The sequence below is a fragment of the Candidatus Poribacteria bacterium genome, from assembly GCA_026702755.1.
Taxonomy (GTDB): Bacteria; Poribacteria; WGA-4E; order WGA-4E; family WGA-3G; genus WGA-3G.
Map to the genome: position 1 here is coordinate 1 of JAPPBX010000029.1, position 21,907 is coordinate 21,907.

The window sequence follows — 21,907 nt, forward strand, 5'->3', positions numbered from 1 at the left end:
CGTCCCTTAAATCGCTATGGGCAGTAACTATGCCTGATATAAGTTCTGAAGTTTCATTATTGATTTCAGGTTCAACAATAAACAGCCACTGGTCGGGATACTTTTCTACCATTTCATCGCGTGTCAGACGTTCACTTGTCTTTATAGACATTTCACTTCCCCCTTAATCATTACAAGTGTTGAAAGTAGCCTCAGCTGCAAATCAGATAAAAATGGTGGTTAAACCAAGAACTATATCAGGACTACTGTATCACAAAGTACAACAGAAATGCTACAAAAGCAAATGGCGATTAAACCAAAAACTATATCAGGACTGTAGTATAACCTGCATCTTTTCCAATCCGATGCGTGCGACTTCTGCGGGGTCTTCCTCCCAATAACTTGGATTGAACAATTCCAGCGAGATGACACCTGCATATCCTGCATCTTCCAGAATAGAGATCATCTGTCCGAGATCAAGGATACCGTCGCCCGGATACACCCTGTCTGCATCCGATTGCTCCGCACGCGCAGGTTCAGCAGGCGCGTCGTTGAAGTGGAAGACAGCAATTTTTTCGCCGGGGATACCCTTCATATCTTCTATCTCTCCGCCGCCACGATAGATATGGAACGGATCAAGCACAATCGTGCTATCTGGGTGATCTGCCACTTCCATCACTTCCCAAGCATGCTTGACTTGGTTGACACCATCGACGAAACCGAGGAACTCCATGGCGGGTTTAACACCGAATTCACGTCCGAGTTCGAGCAATTCGCGGTAGTTCTCGCCGCCTAATTGGAGATCAGCAACTTCGCGGGGTGGGCTGGAGATGATATAAGTTGATCCGATAGCAGCGGCTTGCGCCATGCGCCGTTTTGCTTCTTCAATCGCTTCCTGATGTTCAGGTCCTGTTGTGTTGAGCCAACCGTGTAAAGCGATAACGGTAGGCACCGAAAGCCCGTAATCATCGAGTGCTTTTTTGACATCAGCGAGCGAGCCGCCCTGTTCCTCGTGAGCCGTTAAGTCGTCGTTCCACAACTCGATCGCTGAATAGCCGGTTTCGGCAGCGATCCGAATCTTGTCCATTAACCCAGCAGGACGGATTGTGCTTGTATTTAAACCTAACTGAAATTGTGCCATTCTATTCTTTCCCCAATAAATCGTTAATGAAGCGGACATCTATACGAGCGAGATCGATGACAGAGTCCACAGGTTCTCCGCTGTATTCGCTATGGAAACTCACGGGACCTGAGAATTCGATTGTTTGTAGTGTGTTCACTGCCGTTTTCCAATCGACGAAACCTTTTCCCATTCGGACAACACTGCCACCACGTGCACCGGGGGAACGCGCCAAATCCTTAAACGCCATAACTGCGAGATGCGATTTGACGATATCGAGTGCCATGTTGATGGGTTCACCGACAATCGACAGATGCCCTGTATCAGCGAAAACGCCGACGTGTTGCGGATCGAACCCCTTTACAAGGTTCATCACTGCACATGAGTTCAACCCCATAGAGGTTCCAGAATGGTTATGGATACATGTCCGGGGTCCATAGTGATCGGAGAGTTTTGCGAACCCCTCCAATTGCTTACGGATGAAATCGACTTGTGCCCAGTAACCGCCGTCTTCTGCGTGCCAGTGCCAGTATCCGAGTTTGATATTTTCGACACCTGCTTCACCTGCAGCGGCGAAAACGCGGCGCGTCTCTTCCTGTGCTGGGTCAAGAAAATCACCCGGTGTTGTGACGAGTGGGATGGACAAGCCTTCAGCGGCGAACTGCTTTGCGGCAGCAGGTAGTGCGTCCGTCGCGTTTTCTGGGTTCACCGGATAACCCGGACGAACACACAGGTCAGCACCGCTGACCCCTACCGATTGTAAGGCAGTGATAATCTCTGGAATTTCTAAACCTTCCAGATGTTTGGTAAACATTATAAATTTCATAGTTTTATTAGTTTTCAGTTTTAGGTTTGCAGTATAAGAGGAGGCTTGAAATGTCAACACCCCTCTTTAACCGATGGCTGATAGCCGACAGCCGATAGCCATTTCTTACCAATCAACAACGGAGCCGTCGTCGGGATGGTATGACGTTGGATTCTGCCAATCGTGGTCGATCTTATCTTCGAGTGCGTCTTCATCCAGTTCTATGCCAAGTCCGGGACCGGTTGGGAGCTCAACGAACCCATCTTTAAAAACGAAGGGGTTCTTAAGATACCCTTCACCCAGCGTTGTATGTTCCTGCATCACGAAGTTTGGAATTGACGCATCTAATTGGATACACGCCGCTAAGGAGATGGGACCGAGAGGATTATGCGGTGCGATACCGCCGTAGTAGGCTTCTGCCATACCTGCAATGATACGCACTTCGTTGATGCCTCCGGCGTGACAAAGGTCGGGCTGGAGGATGGATGCCGCCTGTTTCTCTAAAATTTCACGGAACCCCCACTTCGTGAAGATGCGTTCGCCGGTTGCAATCGGGAGGTGCGTGCTCCGCGCGATTTCCGCAAGGACATCCACGTTTTGACACTGAATCGGCTCTTCAATGAACATCGGTTGGTAAGGTTCCAACGCTTTAATCAGAACTTTGGCAGTTTGCGGACTGACGGCACCGTGAAAATCGATTGCGAGGTCAACTTCTGTGCCTGCTGCTTCGCGCAACGCTGCGAAATGATCTACAGCTCTATCGATGAAAGCCTTGTTTTCGATGATACGTGCAGGTCTACCGCCTGCGGGACCTGTTTTGAATGCGGTAAACCCTTTATCGATCCACTCTTTGATCCCTTCTGGGTCGCCACCGCCTTTGTAGAGTCTGATGCGGTCACGTGTCGGTCCGCCGAAGAGTTGATAGACAGGCACGCCGAGCGACTTTCCGGCGAGGTCCCAGAGTGCTTGTTCCACACCGCTTAATGCGCTGGTCAGAATGGGACCGCCGCGATAAAACGCGTGGCGATACATCGCCTGCCAGTGATGGACAACGCGTCTTGGGTCTTCACCGATGAGGTAAGGCGCAAGTTCGTCAACGGCTTGTGCACACGTTTTTGCACGTCCCTCTAAAATCGGCTCACCGAGACCGACTAATCCTTCATCTGTGTGGATTTTAAGAAAAAGCCAACGCGGTTGTACCAGAAAAGTTTCCAGTTTTGTTATCTTCATCGAGACTCCTCAAATTAGATAGGGGCTTGCAAGCAGCATCCGGCTGCTTAAAACGGATTGTCTTGTGGACTTTAATGTTATGCTACCTTTTCCCGATAATTTTGTCAACAATTAATATCTAATATCGGTGGCGTATAGGTATTCAGTTTTCTTGTAGGAGCGACTTCCTGGTCGCGATATGCACTCATTATGTTTCGGTTTTATGCACCGGTTCTGCTCCAAAATTGCGTCTATAAATAAATGGTAAGGCGAGGATTTAAATTTGATCCTCTATCAGACCTATATTGTGGTAAACAAGTTCTTTTAAGATTACGTTAAGTGTTGTATAATTCTTGAACCTAAAGAATATCCCCAAGATTGACGTAATCCCCCAAACGTGGTATTATTTTTTGCAACTAACAAATTTCAAAGAGGAGGGCTTCACAATGACCCGTTCTTACTATACCTCTCTTGTGATTTTCGTGCTTCTGTTTACAACGTCCGTCCAGAGTGTCGCGACGACATTTTCAGGAAAAGTTGTAGATGAAACCGGGAAACCCGCTTCTGGGATCAAGTTAGCACTTCCCGCATTCAGAGTCACTACACCCCAAGACCAAGATGAGCCTGTGTTTATCCTTTCTCAACAGGACGAAACGAATGAGGTAGGTGATTTCCTTATTAGCGATATTAATTCTCCTTCAGTTCAATTGACATTACTTCCTGTCCATAATTCGGCGTATGAAATTCGCATTGTCGAAATTGAGGGTGTATCTTTCTATCTCGATGAACGCCAACGCTATTCTGGAAGGCTCACGTTTGCTATTGCACCGGGAGCGGATGTTAAAGGCGTAAAGGTAATTGTCCGTCCTCGGATGCGGATTCGTGGACGTGTTCTCACTGCAGACGGGACTCCGCTTCAAAATGTACGGGTTGGCATCTCAATAAGAAGTCGTGATGTGGATGGCAGCGGTAGAGGTGGGAGTGCAGGCACCAGAGAGCTTGACCACGATGGTTACTTTGTGGAGTATGTGAATGACCCTGCCTATTATACTGTTTATGTTAGATATGAGGGACAGTCCGCTGAATCTGAGAGGATATTGCTTGAAGACGGGCAACGCCATGATGACCTCGTTCTGACCCTGGACGGTGCACTGCCTCCCAAGCCGTTACCGGCAGTGGCTCGCATCCCTGACCCTGTGAGAGTACACTTTAAGGATGACGAGAAGATTGCCAGGGAACGCTTTAACGCCGCAGAGGAACGCAATCGACAAGGTGTATGGGCGATTAATCCTGAAAATCGGCATGCCTACAAAAGGATTTATTGTGAAACCCCTGAAGATGCGCGCGCCCAAGCTGCTGCCGAAGGGGCGCATCTCGTTGCCATCAACGATGAAGCAGAAGAGGAATGGCTCCTTGAAGTTTTTGGGAAAGAATACTTTTGGATCGGGCTGGCCGACGCTTCAAAAGAGGATACTCCGCACTGGGATAACGGCGAGCCGGTCACCTACACCAATTGGGCTTTTCCAGAGAAAATTGCTGGCGGTGAAAAGTCCGGTCAAGATGACGGGGGACATCAGAATTATACCGTCCTCGTCGGATTGACTGGGAAGTGGCAGGAGACACGTCAGGATAGTTCCCTCGCACGTATAACTGGACAAGCCATTCTGGAAAAAGAACGTTTCACCGTTGGATTACCGGAATTAGACGAGGATGTTGAAAAACGTTAAGTGCCCTAAAACGCAAAGAGGTGTTGACATGAACCGGACCTATACTACACCAAAGTTAATAGGAATTACACTGATACTTTTATCTGTCGTAACTGGTATTGAAGCAGGGGAAGAGCCACTGAGTGGGTTTTCGGGAGAAGTTGTTGATCTGGAGGGGAAGGGTGTTGCTAACTTTACATTCGCCATTCAACCTATGCGATTATACAGTGGTTCTCTGGTGCCAGATGCTGAATTTCTGCCGTGGCGAGCTGATACAACCGGTGCTTTCACTGTCAGTGACATCCAGCTAAGTCTGATTCAATTAAGCGCGCTTCCCGACATCCCTCTGGATGTGTTTGATCCGGAGAAAGGTAAGATTCCGTTGGAATTTAGGCATCGCAGAATTGAGTCGGATAAAAAAATCATCTCTATTCAAATAGGGGCGGTTACCCTCTATAATATGGGTGATCCGGACTTTTATGAGGGACTTACGTTCGCTCTCAAACCTGGTGAGAATATTAAAAACGTTAAGGTTATTGTCAAACCGAGGCTTCGGATTCGTGGGCGAGTTGTTTATGCCGACGGTGCGCCTCTCGCCAACGCCAAAGTAGACCTCGACATGGAACAGCGTCATGAGACCCGTCCGAATCATATCAGTAGCCGTGGATCCCACCTTGTTACGGATGCCGACGGGCACTTTATCCAATATGTAGATGAACCGGGGTTTTACACACTGTCTGTGGAATATAGGGACCTTTCCGCGGGAGCAGGTCCCTTTTTGCTCAAAGATGGCGTGCAGCGTGAAGAGATTGTCTTCACACTTGAAGGTAAGCCGAAAGTCGTCAAACCAGTCGAACTGCCCGCCGATAATGTTCCGGTTCCTGGGGACATTAAATTCCAAGAACCACCCACACCGCCAGCGAAAGGCGTGTGGGTAATTAATCCCGCGAATGGACACGCTTACAAAAGGATTCAGTGTGAAGACTGGCACGATGCCCAGCGCAGAGCAGTTGAGGAAGGGGCTCACCTTGTCTCAATCAACGACGAATCGGAACAACACTGGGTTCAGGTGATTTTCGGAGGTCAACCTTTTTGGATCGGACTTACCGATGCGGAAAAAGAGGGTGAGTGGCAGTGGGATAGCGGTGAACCCGTCACTTACACTAACTGGGTGGTCCATCCGATTCTCCGTGATAAGTCTCCGGATACTGAGAAAGATTACGTTGTGTTCACTTTTATCAGAGGAGAGTGGCAAGCTATCAGTCCCAAAAGCCTGTTATGGGCGGAAATAGCAAAACAGGCGGTCATCGAAAAGGACGGATTGGTTTCTACTATCAATGAATAGGTCCTAATACTGTTGAAAAAGGAAACCTTGCCTTGTAGGCGCGCATAGTGAGCTCAAACCAGAGAGGATAGAAAAATGACATGTCTGTATTTCGGAAGGAGAATCCTCACATTTTTTATTGGGATTGTCGCACTTTTCCTTTTAAGTGCGTCGGAGGGCGGTGCACAGAACGGTGCATTGACCACACTCTCCGGTCGCGTTATTGATGCAGCAGGACAGCCAATTGCTGGACTTACAGTGGTACTTGTCCCTGTTGAAGATGGCAACGGCGCATGGTTCCCAATTGAGGTGGAGGGACATGATTGGCCAGACGATCCGATGGCGTTCCAAGGGGAAACCGATGCGAAAGGACGTTTCGTTATTACGGATGCCATTGGTGGTCCCGTGTTGTTGGGGTTATTTCCCTATTATAAGCCGGAGGCGCAGATTTTAAAGGTCCAAATCGACGACATGTTTCTCTATCCACCTGGAGAGCCGTGGGGACGTGGTATCGTGTTTTCTGTGGAACCGGGTGAATACATTGAAAACGTTGAAATTACGGTACAGCAGTTTCTGCAACTCCGAGCGAAAGTTCTAAAGATGGACGGGAATCCACTCGCTAATGCCCAACGTATCAAGTTCAGGGTAAAACAGCTCGGTTTGGGTGAGAAGGAGGGCGATAGTAGTAGCATGTCGTGGAGCGTTGAGACAGATGACGAAGGAAACTTTGTACAATATATGACGAAATATATGAATAGTCCCGCATTTTACTTCATGTCTGTGACATATCAGGAGCATCAAGTGCAATTGGATCCGATTGTGGTTAAACCTGAGGATTTAATGCATGAGGCAGTTTTCACGTTTGAGATCCCACTACTCCCTGATATGCCTCGGAACGCTCCCCCTCGTTTCCATGCGGGTGCGTCAGCGCGAGTGGGTGGTGGACTGGACGCGAAAGGTGTATGGGTTGTCAATCCAGGGAATGGTCACGCCTACAAAAAAATCCGGTTTAGTGGTGTGGAAGATGCCATCGCGCAAGCCACCAAAGAAGGTGCTTACCTCATCACAATCAACGATGAAGCAGAACAAAACTGGATAGACTGGGTTTTTGTCACGCATCGCACCTTAATTGGACTCAACGATACCGAAAAAGAAGGGCGGTGGCAATGGCACAGCGAGGAACCCGTCACATATACGAATTGGGCAGAATTTGAACCGGATGATACTGATAAAGGTGATGAAGATTACGTCATTCTGATGGGTGGTAAATGGATGGACATCGGTCCTGGAGACATCCGATGGAGGTTTATTCAGACGGTGCTCCTTGAAAAAGAAGGAGCGTCTCTAAAGAAGTAAACCCTGAAGGAGAAAACCATGAAATTTTCAGATGCTAAAAGGCACGTTTTGCTATTACTGATGGTGATAGTCGCACTGTTCATTAGTTTCGTTTCACGCGCTTTTGATAAGGAAGATACGGGCACCGTTACCGGACGCGTTGTTGATTTGGATGGGAACCCAGTTGCCGAGTTACCGATATTTATTGCGCCACTTGACCTTGATCCAGATGGGCACATGTGGACAGTATTTTTACCGGATGAGCACGCGCAGTTGCGCCGCGCACACACAAATGCAGAAGGTCAGTTTTCCATAACCGGTGTTCCTTCGGGTCCCGTGTACATCGGTGCCCTTCCGGACGATATAGATAAACGCCTGCCCGAAGACTTTGAACAGATTGTAGATGAGTTCACGTCAAGGGATTGGACGAAGATCACAGAAGACGATATAGATGCATTCTATTCCAGTAACTTCGGTATGCACTTAGATGATTTTGAGCCGGATGTTGAAATTTTGTTCATTCGCGTCCAAGGATTCACCTTATACCCGCGCACTGATTACGATCAAATCGCGTTCGGTGTCAAACCCGGCGCGCTTATGAAGAATGTGGAAGTCACAGTGCAGCCGCGGATGCGAGTTCGCGGACGTGTCCTTTTCAAGGATGGAACACCGCTTACCAATACGCGCGTTGATCTCCGCGCTCGTTCTCGTGATGTGGATGGCTCCGGTTCGGGCGGTGCCGGTGCAAACTTGTGGGTAGACCCTGAAGGTTATTTTGTCATTTATATAGATGAGAAGAATGATCCTGCGTTCTACACGTTTTCGGCGGAATATCAAGACCTTTCTACAGAGGTTGAACCAATTCGTCTTGATCCAGGGGACCGATTCGATGGATTGACGTTGACGTTTGATAGCGAACCGATTCCACCGAAGCAACCGCCTGAAAAAACGGAAGCAGACGATCCTGAACCATCGCCGCCCGTACCAGAACCACCGTCGAGGCCGATGTCTCGTGATGTATGGGTTGTCAATCCCGAAAATGGGCACGCTTATAAACGGGTTCACTGCGAAACTCGCGACGACGCGATTGACCAAGCTACCGAAGAAAAGGCGCATCTCGTCGCGATTAATGACGCTGCGGAGCAGGCATGGTTGGAAGCGGTTTTTGGACACACATTCTATTGGATCGGACTCAGCCGCGTTCCTACAACAGGGACACTTTCTAAGCGGGCAAAAAAATGGTGGCAGTGGGATAACAGCGACCCTATCACCTATGCCAACTGGTTACCCAATGAGTTCTTTTCTGAATCTTTGGATGCCAATAAAAGAGACTATGCCATCATGACGCTCTCTGATGGGAAATGGTATGCGGTGAGTCCTGATAGTGTTATCTGGGATATGACAGAGATGGCGATCCTTGAAAAAACAGACGTGTTCGACGGTGCCTCTGCTAAAGAGAAATGATAGTTGTAAAAGGTATCCCTGTCCGAATAAACGTTTACATTAGCGCAATTTACTACCCTAATACATCTAATGTTACAAGAGGAGAATTTATAATGAATCTTCAAAGTTTTAAACAAAATTTTGGATTTCTTGTTGGGGTGATGATACTTTCCCTTCTGGTATCCCCGTCTGTTATTGCTCAGCAAGGCGCGACGATTTCTGGATACGTCGTTGACGAACTTGGAAATCCGGTTACCAATACTTCGGTAGCACTCCATCGGTATAAATTCATAGATGGTGATGCGGGCAGAGGGCACTTTGTACCTTTCTGGCAAAAGCCGGTCGGTTTAGATGGGCGTTTTTCCTTCATAAACATCGCACCAACGGAGTCCGTTAGTTTTGTCGTAGATGATGAACGGACGAAAGGGAAAATCCTTTCTATCCAAATGGGTGAACTCACCCTTTATCCGGGGGACCATCCGCTTTTTGGTAAAGTAAGGTTTTCCTTGGAAGCAGGGATGGAAATCGCAGACGTTGTCATCACGGTGAACACAAATATTCCTCCACAAGTCCGCGCACGAGTCGTCTCTGCCGACGGAACACCGCTTGTCAATGCGACTATACATGTTACAGTGCAACGTAAAAGTTTGGATGGAACGGGCTCTGGGGGTTCTGGTGGCACAAGACAGACCGATGCGGAAGGATATTTCGTAGAAGACCTTAGGGTGGATGATAATCCCAGATTCTATGCGCTTGGCGTTGAATATCATGGACTTTTCGCGAAAGCACCTCCTTTCATTTTGCATGAAGGGCAACCGCAAGTTCATCTGCTTTTGACACTCGCCGGTAATCCAGATCCGCTTGCACGTCCGCCGGTAGGCCCACCGTCCGCTGCATTAACGGCGTTTCTTAATCCACCAACGGTATGGATTGTGAACCCCGCGAATGGACACGCTTACAAAAAGATTCATTGTGCCAGTATAGCGGGTGCGACGGCCCAAGCCGCTGCAGAAAATGCGTATCTCGTTGCCATCAATGATGAAGCGGAAAATGAATGGTTGGATGGAATCTTTGAACGAGAACGTTTTTGGATTGGACTCAACGATGCCGCCGAAGAAGGACAGTTGGTTTGGGATAGCGGTGAACCTGTTACCTATACGAACTGGGGTGAACATGAACGAGAAGGGGACAATACTGAGATGAATGATTACGTTATCTGGGGATTTGGTGGTAGATGGGAAATGGTCGCACCTGGAAGTGGGCATGCAAATTTTGTCAAAAACGCAATTCTCGAAAGGGCAGATGTCCCTGTTGAAACACCATCTGAGGATAATTAGCGACAGCGTAATGTTGGATTTGTTTTCAAACCACATCTGCATTTTTAAAGGAGGACTTACAATGAATCACTTAAGTTTCACACGTATTGCATACCTTTTCGGAGTTGTAATAGTGCTCTCCCTCATTGCATCCGTTCCTTGTATCGCACAGAACGGGACAACACTCTCTGGTACCGTCGTTGATACAGAAGGGAAACCTATTGCTGGATTTGCCATCGGTCTTTTACAAGGTTCTCTGATATCCATGACTGATGAAAAGGGGGCTTTCACTTTCACCAATATCCCTTCCGGACCGGTTCAAATTGCAATTCCGACACAACCGTCAAAAGAAAATGAGAAGCCTATATTCAACTTTGAGGCGGATGATGAGCTTGTTTCAATCAAAATCAAGGGTATAACGCTTTATCAGGACATGCGTCCGCCTTTCGGCGGCATCACATTCGGAGTCAAATCGGGCAGTCATATTGAAGACATAACGGTTACCGTCCGTCCGCGGGTACGAATTCGGGCAAAAGTCGTTTTCAAAAATGGGAAACCCCTAACGAATACTTCTGTTGCCACGCGCGTCGAAGGCGATGGTGGTAGGTCGAGTGGAGGGGCTACTACGGACTCTGAAGGATATTTTGTGCATTATATGGATAACGACGATGTGCCAGCACACTACACGGTCACTGTAAAATATAAAGGACTCTCGGCGAAATCAGAGCAATTTTTGCTTGAAAAGGGGGCGCGCTATGACGATTTAGTCTTGACGCTTGATGGCGATGTACCGCCTGCTGCTCCACAAACGGAATCTCTGCCGAAAGTTTTAGATAAACTGACTGGTGGATCAACACCGTCTGAGAAACCGACACTCACCGAAACAAACCGCTCTGTACCAACTGACAAGGGACAAGTTAATATTCGAGAGGTGGAAGTAAAACCTCGTGTAACAAATACTGAACCTACTAACCCTGTTAGACAGATGCGACCGCCATGGGAGAAAGATGCGTGGGCTGTGAACCCCGCGAATGGACACGGCTATAAAAAGATTCGGTGCGACAGTCTGGACGAAGCACGAGATCGAGCCGCCGCGCAAGGTGCACACCTCGTCGCGATTAACGACGCAGCGGAACAGCAGTGGCTTTTGGGACTCTTCGGGAATCACCTCTATTGGATTGGACTCAGTGATGCTGAAAACGAAGGGGAATGGGTATGGCAGAACGGTGAGCCGCTCACCTATACGAATTGGGGACCCAAGCACAGTTTCCCGCGGAGTCCGCTTTCACCGGAAAAGAAGGACAGTGCTGTGATGACGTTTGCGAATGGACAGTGGCATGCCGTTGGTCCCGGTGATCTGCTCTGGAATACGACTCGACAGGCAATCCTTGAAAAAACAGACGTGTTTGACAGTTCCGCTGTCAAAGAAAAATAAAGGTTTTGAATCTACAATTGTTTGGTTCCGTGTTCACTTCTCCCCAGACAATTTTTTCCAATTAATTTGTCAGTCATTCCCACAAAGTCTACAGAGACATTCAGTTTTCCTGTGGCATTCAAAAGATGTAGAACTGCCACAAGGTTCTCTTGCTGACAACCCATAACTGAATAAGAAGGAAATGGCTTATGAGTCGTCGAAACCTTCTGCATAGAATAGTAGTAATCCCCCTTGTTATTTTCGTTTCTGCCTTGTTGGGTTGTGGTGAAACTATAGAAACTATAGAAATAGACAGGGCGAGTTTTTCGGGACGCGTTGTTGATGAAGCGGGGAATCCGGTTGCTGGACTTGCGTTAGTCGTTTTACCCTGTGAAGTTGATGATGAGACCGATATAGCGGTTTACGACGCGGAGACCAATGATACAGGTCATTTCTCTATCATGGGTATCTATCCCGGAAAAGCTCAATTCATGTTGGTTTCTGAATATCAGGAAAGTCTCCCTCTTGAGCCGGAATATCAACTTCTTTCCTTTAAAATCGGGATTTCTGCTTACCATCCGAAAGACTTGCCCCCTGATCCTTGCACTCAGAATACCTTTTTTATCGGGTCGGGTGCGCGAATCGAAAACGTAGAGGTAACAGTGCGACTCCGGATGCGGATTCGCGCGAAAGTCGTTTTGGAGGATGGTACACCCTTGGCAGACAAAAAAGTTAGCCTCAACATAAGAGCGTTCGATTCGCAAAGAAGTAGTGTTCTTGGAGGTATCCAGGGGTCTGTACAGACCGATGCTCAAGGATACTTTGTGCAGTATGTAGATAGGAGCGAGGCAATCGGCTATAGGGTGTCAGTTGAATATAAATGGCTTTGCGCAACATCGGAGATATTTATACTCGGAGTTGGGGAGCGACGCGAAAGCCTGATTTTGAAGTTGTCGGGGCCTCCACAGTAAAGATGATGATAACGCCACTAAAGCGTAGAAATTAGATTTGGTCGCCTGATGAAAGTAGGTTCCCACAATACGCGCAAGCGTCTAATGTGACATCATCATTGAACGTTTCACGCTCTGGCGTTAAGTAGGTCTCATAGTTCGTAACGCAATTTGCGTTTTTACACGTCCGTGTAGAAGTACCAATGTCTCGTTTCGGGGGTTGGGTCAAGATGAGTTGTTCCAATCCCATGAGGCTGGCGATAAGTGCCATCCGAACAGGTACTGCATTGGCGGATTGCTCGAAGTAAGCAGCACGTGGATCGTCGTCTAATTCGTAGGCAAGTTCATTGACGCGCGGGAGCGGATGCATAATCATCGCGTCTGGCTTCGCGTTTTTCATGACTTCTGCATTTAGCAGATAACTACCGCGCACAGCGGCTGGATCCATGTTTGCTGGCAGTCGTTCCTCCTGAAGCCGATTCACATAGATAACGTCCAGCCTTTCAATCACGTCTGTGATATTCTCTACTTCAAGCGGTATCTGTCCGTGGCACTGTTCCAGCTGCGCGAGTACCCACGGCGGCATCTGTAGTGGTTTCGGCGCGATGTGAACCAGTTGCCCACCGAATCTCGCAACCGCCAAAGCGAAAGAGTGTGCCGCCCGTCCAAACTGGAGATCGCCGCAGATACCGACGGTTAACCCTTCTACTTTTGACTTCCGCCGTATAATGGTATACAGATCCGCGAGTGCTTGTGTTGGGTGTGTATGGCTTCCATCACCGCCGTTGATGACGGGGATGTGTGCGTATTGTGCCATAACACGTGCTGCACCCGCCCAATTGTGCCGCACCACAATGATGTCGGCATAATTCGTCACCATCCGCGCAGTGTCGGCGAGGGTTTCGCCTTTAGCTGTGGAAGTTGCGCTTGGGTCAGCGAAGCCGAGAGTGCCGCCATTGAGCCGTTCCATCGCACTTTCAAACGAAAGCCGGGTCCGTGTACTCGGTTCATAGAAGAGCGTCGCGAGCAATTTGCTCCTGCTGATGCCTGCCCATGTCTCCAGTTGCGACTGCATGCCTCCTGCCAGTCGAAAAATCTGTTCAATCTCAAAATTCGACAAATCGTCGAGTGTTACCAGATGCCTCATTTTCTTCCTCTAAGCGTCCGTGTTTATCATGCGTTATTATGAATTAATCTGCAAACTACCAACCAATTCTTTCATTGACCTCATATTTGCGTGTTTGAGATAGGTGTGAATGCCTTTTACCACTTCTATTGATGCGTGTGGATTGACGAAGTTCGCTGTCCCGATTGCTACAGCAGATGCTCCGGCAATGAAGAATTCCACAGCATCTGTCGCGGTCATAATGCCACCCATTCCAACGATCGGAATTGAGACACTCTTGTAAACCTCCCAAACCAATCGTAATGCCACCGGCTTTATCGCGGGACCGGAGAGTCCACCTGTCACGTTCGCAAGTTCCGGTTTCCGTGTTTCGGCGTTAATCGCCATACCGAGGAGCGTGTTGATGGCGGAAAGCGCGTTCGCACCCGCATCCTCAACGGCACGCGCAATAATGCTAATATCTGTAACGTTTGGGGAGAGTTTCACCAAGAGTGGTAAGTCTGTCTTTGCGCGGACCTCTGTGACGAGTTGATGTGCCAACGTTGCATCAACGCCGAAACTCATACCGCCGCAATCTAAATTCGGACAGGAGATGTTGAGTTCCACCCCAGTGACACCGTCTGCTGTATTGAGTTTCTCAATCACCGTCAGGTATTCTTCGACTGTTTTGCCACAGACGTTGACAATTATCGGCACATCAAAATCACGGAGGTAGGGCAACTTCTCCGAAATAAAACCGTCTACGCCGACGTTTTGAAGTCCAATCGCATTGAGCATACCTGAGGGCGTTTCCATGATGCGTTGCATCGGATTGCCGGGCCACGGCACGCTTGTGATGCCTTTAACGACAACCGCCCCGAGTTGGTTCAGATCCACGAAATCCACGTATTCACTGCCGTAGCCGAAGGTGCCAGATGCCGTCATGACGGGATTGCGCATCTGTATCCCGCCGATATTCACACTGAGTGGTAAGTCTGTTGTGTCCATGTTATGTAAATGAGGGTAGTTTTGCTATTCTAACGAAGATAATTATTCAGAAAAAGCAACCCAAGCAATGAAATGCAAATTAAAACGATACGTACCCAAGATGGTAATATCGGTTGGGACCATTTTGAAGGTAATTTATCCTTAAAAAAGGTCGAAACGGCTAAAACAGAGAATAATATGAAGTTTATGAGTGCGTCGATGATGTCTGCCGAAAGAGCACTGCGTACTGTGAAGCCTATCCCACATATTCCAGCGATAATACCAACAATATGGTGCCTTTTCATGAGAGGGTTTCCGTATGACGTGTTTTGAGATGTGTTATAAAATTAAGCTTTCTGTTCTTCATGAAAAGTTTAGCACCAATATATCTCAGATGTCAAGCAATTTTCCGCATTCTTTTTGGTAAGAGGTTCACCAACTTAGGTAGACGACGCGGAAATCGAAAATCAGCCCCAGAATGCTAATTATGGATGCGACGATCACATCACCGATAACCAATCCTATGAAAAACGGAATTGAACGCCTATATAGCCGAACACCTCCAGTCGAGAGCAATATCCGTTTAATGATCCAGCTGATTAGGAGTGGAAACCACAGTCCGGTAAAGGTCCACCAACTTGAAACGACGTATCCAACGGGATGCAGGGGCCACTGGATAAATCGCCATCGTAGGAGCAGGAGGCTAACCGCGAACCCAAATCCACCAGCGGTATAGAGCATACCACTGATGCTCGTTTCGCTGGGGTTATAGAGCCATCCCGCAAGTCTATTGAAAGCAGCGCGGGCATACCACGAGCGCGCCTGCTCTAAACCGACTTGGTAGGAGAGATGCAAGTGTCCCCATGCTGCAGAGAGCGCACCTACGAAGATAGCAATCGCCAATACCCACAGCAGTTGAGTCGGATTGAAGCGGGTTTGGTGTGCGAGTTTCAATCCCTCCAATTGATGCGGCATCGGGTGTGCGCGATACGAGAGATGGTTCAGCCAGAAAAAGAGCGACATCACCGAAAGGTTCCGATTGCCGATGCGCCGGGTGCCAAGGGCATCTGTCAGGAGTAGATCTGGACCGGCATTGTAGAGGTCGTGCGCGGGCGGTCCCAGTTCGGCACGGATACGGGTGATTGTCACCGACATCGCGAAATAGAGCGCGAAAAATAAGACTGCAAACCATAGCGACATTCCCGCCTTCAGACAAAACGCCAGAATCAAGATGAATCCAATGAGCGCGCCGATTCCTGCTGTTCTATAACGTAATGCTTCACCTTCGTCGTTAGTAGTCGGCGCGCGATTGTTGAAAATCGTCTGCAGCACCACCTTAACATGTGAACGTCCCATCCACAGGGTCCAGAGAAATAGGGCTATCCAGACACCCCGAATTTGTGCCATTTCTCGTGGAAATCCAACAGCACCTCGCCAGCCGAACATCTCACCGACAATCCGCTCAAAGTGCCAAAACAGGTGAAAAAACCAGCAGGAGAATCCCAAATCGAGCGGGATTAGGAAACCGACCCCAATCGCAAACGGAAAGAAGCTGATGCGGAAACCCGGATTATTCATCGCACTCCACGGCTTTTCACCGAGTCGAAATCCGTGGTAAAGCGGAATTGTCGGGAAAACAGGATCGATTTGGTGTAAACTATAGAGAAGATTCAGGACAGCAGCGATGCATAAGCCGACGGTCATCATCCGTCTATTGAAAAACAGATGGGACGCAGTCCGCAGGTGATTTCCTGCATTTGTCGCCGCTCGTGTGATTTCGTAAGGGAGTTGTGCGATCGGGTAGGTGAGCCGTTCATGTTCCTGCCACTGCTTGCGTATAAGTACGTTAATACAGAGCATCGTCACCCCAATGACAAGGCAGAAACCCACCCATATCAGTGTTGGCAGCAACCACGCTTGTATGTTGGTCTGAAGGTAGAACGTAGATTCGCCTTTGTAGAAACCTTGCAATATCTCCTGTTTTCCAACGACAAGCCATTCCGGGAGATGTTGATGAAAGAGTTGTGCCCATTCGTTTTCGGTAGTTGCGTACCAAAAACCGTTGCCCATCAACGGCACCAGGACTTGTAGCATGTCGCGTCCGGCGAAAACGGAGGCTTGGCACAGCATCGCATAGATCGTTAGCAATTCGCTCTGCGTAAACGCCAATGTTGGGTGCAAGCGGCGTAGGACCACGCTGAGTCCGATAAGGACGAGCAGCGTGAACAGGACATTGAACAGCAATGCTAAACTCGTGGGGCGGTTGGAGTCCCAGATATAACTGAGATGTAGAACCCAGTAACTATTAAAAGGGATGAGGAAGATACCAATCAGCGTTGCACGTAGCGTAATAGGGCTTTTTGAAGGATGTTTCATACTTTTTAACTTTCCTTGCGGTTAAACAACGTGGGTTAGGACTTCAACGTGCTTTTACGAAGAGTCGCCCTCCATTTCATTTCGGGCTACGTGCTTTGGTGATTATTTATTTTAACTTCCTTGTGGTTCGTTTAGGTGGGTTTTCGAGGAACGGTTAAGCCAGATAGTGATGTGTAAGCTTAGGAGAGGATGTACGGATAAAATCTTTAAAAAAACCGGACAGTTCCTTAATTACGCTCAATGCACCCAAAAAACCTGCCTGCAATGAAGTGGAAGGCAGCTCAGGAGCCGGGAAATTAAAATGATGATAGCGGCGGTATTCGGTTTTATTGTTATAATTATGATAGGTGGTGGCGTGTTGCTTGCGCGTCTGGCAACAGTTGCCAAATCCAAACGTTCATGGATATGGGGGTTTTTCGTCCTCATCGTACTTATCTGTATTCCACTTTTTCTATTAGGTCTCTGCGTGTGGTTTCTCCACTTCAGTGGGATATCGTCGGGAAGCTTTAGCCCGTTTGGTTAATGTGGATTTCCTGAAACGACGAGGAAGTTAACTATCAGCGTGCCTATAAATTAGAGCCTTCCTCGGTGTTTTCCTCGGTAGATGTTTGTTGGGCAGTCGAGGTTTTCCCGGAGAGGTAGAGAAACCATATCGTGAGCGCGATTGCGATGAGAATCCACAAAGCACCCCAAACCTCAGTCGCAATGCCTGTCACTTCCGATAGCATCCGCGCATCCGAACGGAGGTTCGATCTGTCTAAGACATCGCTCTTGATGTCAAGGATCGCGTAAAGACAACTCGTCACACCGATAATACGTAACACCCAATCGTTGACAGCCTCTGGAAGATAAAAGCCGATGGCGATCAGCGCAACGCCAAAGCCGATACCGAACAGATAGGTAAATGTACTCTCGCCGAAGCCAATGGAGATAGCCACCATACCGAAGCCGATAAGGATACTAATTGCTTTATCAAAACGTGTTCTCGCTGCCAAAAGTAGGATGACACCGCCCCACAACAGACTGCCAAGATAGCCCGCTGTTAATGTCCAAAACCGAGAGCCACCTTGTGTGAGCGCGTGTCCGCCTTGTTGTGGGTTAATCTGAATTTCGAGAATGCGACCTCCCGTTGCGATTGCCGCAAGCCCGTGGCTTACCTCATGCATGAACACAACGAAAATTTTGAGCGGATACACGAACAGCGTGTTCCATAAAAACCCAATGGCTATGAAGATCAGGAGTAGTGCAATGTAACGTTTAAAGATTGATAGCATAGAATGATTGTCGGTTATCGGTTAAGACATATGGTGATTGCAATCGTTTTCACGTGCCACAGGTCTTAACTCTCGGTGGAAGGCAGAGCAGAAACCCCACATTTAGGAATCCTTTAAATTACTTGCGTTTTGCGAAAGAATCTGTTATATTATATCACAAAATGTCCAAAATATACAATTCTAAAAGTAAAGGTACGCACTTACAAAACGTGCCTATAGAACTAAATGAATACATTCGGTCACCTTTTTCGGATTACGACGTGGGGCGAGTCGCACGGCGGTGCTGTCGGTGTTGTGGTTGATGGATGTCCACCACAAATTGACTTGGACGAATCCGCGATACAATTTGAACTTGATCGACGGAGACCGGGCCAAAGCCATCTCACAACATCTCGTCAAGAGGGCGATGCTGTTGAAATACTTTCTGGTGTCTTTGAGGGTAAAACGCTTGGAACGCCTATCTCTATGTTGGTATGGAATAAGGACGCGCGTCCATCAGCCTACGAGCATCTAAAAGACCTTTACAGACCTTCACACGCCGATTTTACGTATCAACAGAAGTACGGTATCCGAAATTGGCAAGGTGGCGGTAGAGCGAGTGCACGGGAAACCATCGGGCGCGTCGCCGCAGGGGCAATCGCCAAGCAAGTTTTGCTTGAGATGTCCGGAACCGAAACACTTGCTTATGTCAAACAGATTCATACATTGGAAGCCAACGTTGATGCAGATACGGTGACGCTTGAAGAGATAGAAGCAAGTCCTGTCCGGTGTCCCGATCCGATTGTTGGTCCGAAGATGGCGGAACGTGTCGATCAAGCACGGCGTGACCTTGACTCTCTCGGTGGTATAATTGAATCGGTTGCTCGTAATGTTCCTGTGGGACTCGGTGAGCCGGTATTCGACAAACTCAAAGCGGATTTGGCGAAAGCGATGATGTCTCTTCCCGCAACGATGGGTTTCCAAATCGGTTCTGGCTTTGGCGGTATTACGATGACGGGCTCTGAGCATAACGATCCTTTTTATCTCCAAAAGGACGATGGGACGAAACGCATTCGGACGCGGACAAATAATTCCGGCGGCACACAGGGAGGCATTTCAAACGGCGAAAATATCCTGTTCCAAGTCGCTTTCAAGCCGACAGCGACAATTGGGAAGCCACAAGAGACCGTTGATGTGGACGGAAACGAGGTGACGTTAGAGGCGAGCGGACGACACGATCCGTGTGTGCTGGTGCGCGCGCCCGCGATTGTGGAGGCGATGGCGGCACTTGTCCTCACAGATCATCTGCTTCGTCATCGTTCCAAATCTTGATAGTTGAAGGTTGCCAAGATGTCGTGGGTATTTTCGCCTATTTTTTGTTGGCGAAAGTTCTGCTTTCCGAGTAAATTGATGATAAAGGAATCTTAAAGTAGGGGTGCTGAAAAAATGACGACAGCCTTGGAAATCGAAAAGATCTCGCCTGACGATACATTGGAAGTTTGTGCTCGGCAGGTGATTGTGAGTTATTTTCAAAAGATGATGTCCTACAAGGAGGGTGCCGAGGCCGGAACGGATATTGAATTTGTCCACGACATGCGCGTTACGTCGCGGCGTTTGCGCGCTGCCATGGACAATTTCGAGGACTGTTTTCCAGAGAAACCCTTCAAAAAATACTACAAAAAGATAAAAGCAATAACTCGAACCATGGGAGCCGTGCGCGATTTAGATGTTCTTATCGCTCGTTTTCAGAGAGAATTGGTTACCCTGACTGAAGCGGAACGGGCAGACATTCGCGGATTAATCGAACACCTACAGCAGGAACGGGAGGATGCTCGCAAACCGATGCTAACGCTCTTTGCGAAACTGGAAGCGACCGGTTTTGAGACCAAGTTTTTGGAATTCTTTGTAGGAGCGGATTTTTAATTCTATACGCTTGGATTGTGCTCTATGGCGTGTAGCTCGTAATGTAATGGAGAACGGGTATACGGAGAGGGACTTGAAAGTCTCTAACCCACCTCACCGAACCGCAAGGAAATTAAAAGAATGGCGAAGGCTCACACAATTATCGGTGTTAAGCCGCTGTGCAGCTATCGTGAAAATGCTCGGATTATTCTTCCACAAAAGGTTGAGGAGGTCTACACGTGGGAGCCGTTCATCCGTGATGAAGCGCGGCGCGAAGAACTCCACAACATGCGGATTTCGATTAAACGCCTCCGGTATACGATGGAAATTTTTCGTGCTGCTTATCGGTTACCGAAGACGTATGCTAAAGAGGTTTCAGTAACTTACAACGAACTCCTTAGGGTGATCGTTGATTTACAAGAGGTCCTCGGTGATATTCATGACTCTGATGTGGTTTTGGAAGTCTTAACCGATTATGCATACCAGTCGGGATGTGAAACTTCAGCACAAGGTGTTGCTACGCTTATTGATCGGACGAAGGAAGCCCGTAAAGCGGATTACAAAATATTTTTAGAAAAATGGAAGCAACTGTCCAGGATGAATTTCAAACAAAAGTTGCTGTCATTCTTGGCATCATAACGCCTAATTGTTAAAGTGCGCTCGTGGCAGATGCGCATGGGGAGACTATTATAATGAGCACGAATTTTATTGGTGTGGATATGGGTGGCACCAAGATTCTATCGGCTGTCATTGATGCCGAAGGGAACATCTTAAGTACGGCCAAAGTACCAACTAAAGCAAATAAAGGTCCGTCCATTGTAATTGATCGGATCGCGGAATCTATCCAAAGGGCTGTTGATAAGTCAGGCGTTGACACGGCATCGATTCAGGCTGTCGGGATTGGTGCGCCGGGACCACTTGACCCAGCCACAGGCGTTGTTATTTTCGCCCCCAACCTCCGTTGGAAGGATGTCCGACTCAAGGAGGAATTAGAAGCGCGCGTCAATATTCCGACATTTGTTGACAATGATGTGAACGTCGGGACGCTTGGTGAGCACGTGTTCGGTGCGGGGAAAGGTTTTCAGAATGTCGTTGGGATTTTTGTAGGGACTGGCATTGGTGGCGGGATTATCCTGCAGGGCGAACTTTTCCACGGTGCAAGTAAAACGGCTGGTGAAATCGGGCATATTATTGTCAAAGCGGGAGGACCAAGGTGTGGATGCGGCACTCGTGGCTGCTTGGAAGCAATCGCGAGCCGCACTGCGATGGCAAAACAGTTTCAGAAAGCGATTGTAAAAAAGAAAAAAAAGAGCGTGATCTCCGAACTCACTGGCGGTGATTTGGGAACTATTCGGAGTGGAGTTTTGGCGAAAGCAATTCGTTTAAATGATAAACTGACCCTGAAAGTTATCAAAAAGGCAACGAAATATCTCGGCATCGGTATTGGTTCTATTGTAAATTTCTTGAATCCAGAAATGATTGTGTTAGGCGGTGGGGTCGTTGAAGCCCTGGACGATACATTTTTGAACGATATCCGCGCTGCCGCGGAAAAATATTCACTGCCCAACACCCTGAATGGAGTCCAGATTGTACCGGCAAAACTGGGAGACAATTCCGGTATCCTTGGCGCAGCAGCACTGGCACGACAGCGGTCCGAAACCGGATAGGGTAACCCAGACACGG

General features: G+C 48.3%; 18 protein-coding genes. 11 read left to right on the forward strand and 7 right to left on the reverse strand.

The genetic code is table 11. The features are described 5' to 3' along the window. Positions 1–307: 307 nt before the first annotated feature. From OXH39_05305 to dgoD, 3 genes are all read right to left on the reverse strand, one after another. Positions 308–1,120, reverse strand: a complete 813-nt coding sequence (locus tag OXH39_05305; GenBank protein MCY3549858.1) for a sugar phosphate isomerase/epimerase — start codon at positions 1,118–1,120, stop codon at positions 308–310. Position 1,121: 1 nt separating this feature from the next. Further along, entirely contained in the window at positions 1,122–1,913 is a 792-nt protein-coding gene (locus tag OXH39_05310; protein MCY3549859.1) for a TIM barrel protein, read from the reverse strand. A 117-nt stretch (positions 1,914–2,030) separates the two neighbouring features. After that, entirely contained in the window at positions 2,031–3,134 is a 1,104-nt protein-coding gene (gene dgoD / locus OXH39_05315) for a galactonate dehydratase (protein MCY3549860.1), read from the reverse strand. A gap of 425 nt (positions 3,135–3,559) precedes the next feature. Between dgoD and OXH39_05320 the strand changes: the two genes are divergently transcribed. From OXH39_05320 to OXH39_05350, 7 genes are all read left to right on the forward strand, one after another. Beyond that, positions 3,560–4,840: a lectin-like protein gene (locus OXH39_05320; protein ID MCY3549861.1), complete on the forward strand. Its 1,281-nt coding sequence runs from the start codon at positions 3,560–3,562 to the stop codon at positions 4,838–4,840. A 28-nt stretch (positions 4,841–4,868) separates the two neighbouring features. Continuing rightward, positions 4,869–6,164, forward strand: a complete 1,296-nt coding sequence (locus OXH39_05325; GenBank protein ID MCY3549862.1) for a lectin-like protein — start codon at positions 4,869–4,871, stop codon at positions 6,162–6,164. A gap of 75 nt (positions 6,165–6,239) precedes the next feature. Beyond that, on the forward strand, positions 6,240–7,499 hold the full coding sequence (locus OXH39_05330) for a lectin-like protein (protein MCY3549863.1): 1,260 nt from the start codon (positions 6,240–6,242) through the stop codon (positions 7,497–7,499). 18 nt (positions 7,500–7,517) lie between these two features. Beyond that, on the forward strand, positions 7,518–8,942 hold the full coding sequence (locus tag OXH39_05335) for a lectin-like protein (protein ID MCY3549864.1): 1,425 nt from the start codon (positions 7,518–7,520) through the stop codon (positions 8,940–8,942). Between the two features lie 92 nt (positions 8,943–9,034). Beyond that, complete coding sequence (locus OXH39_05340) at positions 9,035–10,258, forward strand: lectin-like protein (GenBank protein ID MCY3549865.1); 1,224 nt, start codon at positions 9,035–9,037, stop codon at positions 10,256–10,258. A 61-nt stretch (positions 10,259–10,319) separates the two neighbouring features. Next, positions 10,320–11,672 (forward strand): lectin-like protein, encoded by a 1,353-nt coding sequence (locus OXH39_05345; GenBank protein ID MCY3549866.1) that lies wholly within the window; start codon positions 10,320–10,322, stop codon positions 11,670–11,672. Between the two features lie 188 nt (positions 11,673–11,860). After that, entirely contained in the window at positions 11,861–12,622 is a 762-nt protein-coding gene (locus OXH39_05350; protein MCY3549867.1) for a carboxypeptidase-like regulatory domain-containing protein, read from the forward strand. A gap of 31 nt (positions 12,623–12,653) precedes the next feature. Here OXH39_05350 and pyrB read toward each other — a convergent pair whose 3' ends face one another. The 4 genes from pyrB to OXH39_05370 all read right to left on the reverse strand — a co-directional run bounded on the left by pyrB (position 12,654) and on the right by OXH39_05370 (position 18,343). After that, entirely contained in the window at positions 12,654–13,748 is a 1,095-nt protein-coding gene (gene pyrB / locus OXH39_05355; protein MCY3549868.1) for an aspartate carbamoyltransferase, read from the reverse strand. Between the two features lie 36 nt (positions 13,749–13,784). After that, positions 13,785–14,714 carry a dihydroorotate dehydrogenase gene (locus OXH39_05360; protein MCY3549869.1) on the reverse strand — a complete coding sequence of 310 codons (930 nt, stop codon included), beginning with the start codon at positions 14,712–14,714 and terminating at the stop codon, positions 13,785–13,787. 411 nt (positions 14,715–15,125) lie between these two features. Next, positions 15,126–17,069 carry a hypothetical protein gene (locus tag OXH39_05365; GenBank protein MCY3549870.1) on the reverse strand — a complete coding sequence of 648 codons (1,944 nt, stop codon included), beginning with the start codon at positions 17,067–17,069 and terminating at the stop codon, positions 15,126–15,128. Between the two features lie 566 nt (positions 17,070–17,635). Continuing rightward, positions 17,636–18,343 carry a M50 family metallopeptidase gene (locus OXH39_05370; GenBank protein ID MCY3549871.1) on the reverse strand — a complete coding sequence of 236 codons (708 nt, stop codon included), beginning with the start codon at positions 18,341–18,343 and terminating at the stop codon, positions 17,636–17,638. 225 nt (positions 18,344–18,568) lie between these two features. Between OXH39_05370 and aroC the strand changes: the two genes are divergently transcribed. From aroC to OXH39_05390, 4 genes are all read left to right on the forward strand, one after another. Further along, positions 18,569–19,654: a chorismate synthase gene (gene aroC / locus OXH39_05375; GenBank protein ID MCY3549872.1), complete on the forward strand. Its 1,086-nt coding sequence runs from the start codon at positions 18,569–18,571 to the stop codon at positions 19,652–19,654. Positions 19,655–19,768: 114 nt separating this feature from the next. Next, positions 19,769–20,245 carry a CHAD domain-containing protein gene (locus OXH39_05380; GenBank protein MCY3549873.1) on the forward strand — a complete coding sequence of 159 codons (477 nt, stop codon included), beginning with the start codon at positions 19,769–19,771 and terminating at the stop codon, positions 20,243–20,245. Between the two features lie 120 nt (positions 20,246–20,365). Beyond that, positions 20,366–20,863: a CHAD domain-containing protein gene (locus OXH39_05385; protein ID MCY3549874.1), complete on the forward strand. Its 498-nt coding sequence runs from the start codon at positions 20,366–20,368 to the stop codon at positions 20,861–20,863. Between the two features lie 53 nt (positions 20,864–20,916). Next, the gene (locus tag OXH39_05390; protein ID MCY3549875.1) at positions 20,917–21,891 is read left to right on the forward strand and encodes an ROK family protein; all 975 of its coding nucleotides are present in this window, start codon (positions 20,917–20,919) and stop codon (positions 21,889–21,891) included. Positions 21,892–21,907: the final 16 nt, after the last annotated feature.

Coding starts and splice junctions, on each gene's coding strand:
- OXH39_05305 (MCY3549858.1), bottom strand. CDS start 1,120: ATGGCACAATTTCAGTTAGGTTTAAATACAAGCACAATCCGTCCTGCT.
- OXH39_05310 (MCY3549859.1), bottom strand. CDS start 1,913: ATGTTTACCAAACATCTGGAAGGTTTAGAAATTCCAGAGATTATCACT.
- dgoD (MCY3549860.1), bottom strand. CDS start 3,134: ATGAAGATAACAAAACTGGAAACTTTTCTGGTACAACCGCGTTGGCTT.
- OXH39_05320 (MCY3549861.1), top strand. CDS start 3,560: ATGACCCGTTCTTACTATACCTCTCTTGTGATTTTCGTGCTTCTGTTT.
- OXH39_05325 (MCY3549862.1), top strand. CDS start 4,869: ATGAACCGGACCTATACTACACCAAAGTTAATAGGAATTACACTGATA.
- OXH39_05330 (MCY3549863.1), top strand. CDS start 6,240: ATGACATGTCTGTATTTCGGAAGGAGAATCCTCACATTTTTTATTGGG.
- OXH39_05335 (MCY3549864.1), top strand. CDS start 7,518: ATGAAATTTTCAGATGCTAAAAGGCACGTTTTGCTATTACTGATGGTG.
- OXH39_05340 (MCY3549865.1), top strand. CDS start 9,035: ATGAATCTTCAAAGTTTTAAACAAAATTTTGGATTTCTTGTTGGGGTG.
- OXH39_05345 (MCY3549866.1), top strand. CDS start 10,320: ATGAATCACTTAAGTTTCACACGTATTGCATACCTTTTCGGAGTTGTA.
- OXH39_05350 (MCY3549867.1), top strand. CDS start 11,861: ATGAGTCGTCGAAACCTTCTGCATAGAATAGTAGTAATCCCCCTTGTT.
- pyrB (MCY3549868.1), bottom strand. CDS start 13,748: ATGAGGCATCTGGTAACACTCGACGATTTGTCGAATTTTGAGATTGAA.
- OXH39_05360 (MCY3549869.1), bottom strand. CDS start 14,714: ATGGACACAACAGACTTACCACTCAGTGTGAATATCGGCGGGATACAG.
- OXH39_05365 (MCY3549870.1), bottom strand. CDS start 17,069: ATGAAACATCCTTCAAAAAGCCCTATTACGCTACGTGCAACGCTGATT.
- OXH39_05370 (MCY3549871.1), bottom strand. CDS start 18,343: ATGCTATCAATCTTTAAACGTTACATTGCACTACTCCTGATCTTCATA.
- aroC (MCY3549872.1), top strand. CDS start 18,569: ATGAATACATTCGGTCACCTTTTTCGGATTACGACGTGGGGCGAGTCG.
- OXH39_05380 (MCY3549873.1), top strand. CDS start 19,769: ATGACGACAGCCTTGGAAATCGAAAAGATCTCGCCTGACGATACATTG.
- OXH39_05385 (MCY3549874.1), top strand. CDS start 20,366: ATGGCGAAGGCTCACACAATTATCGGTGTTAAGCCGCTGTGCAGCTAT.
- OXH39_05390 (MCY3549875.1), top strand. CDS start 20,917: ATGAGCACGAATTTTATTGGTGTGGATATGGGTGGCACCAAGATTCTA.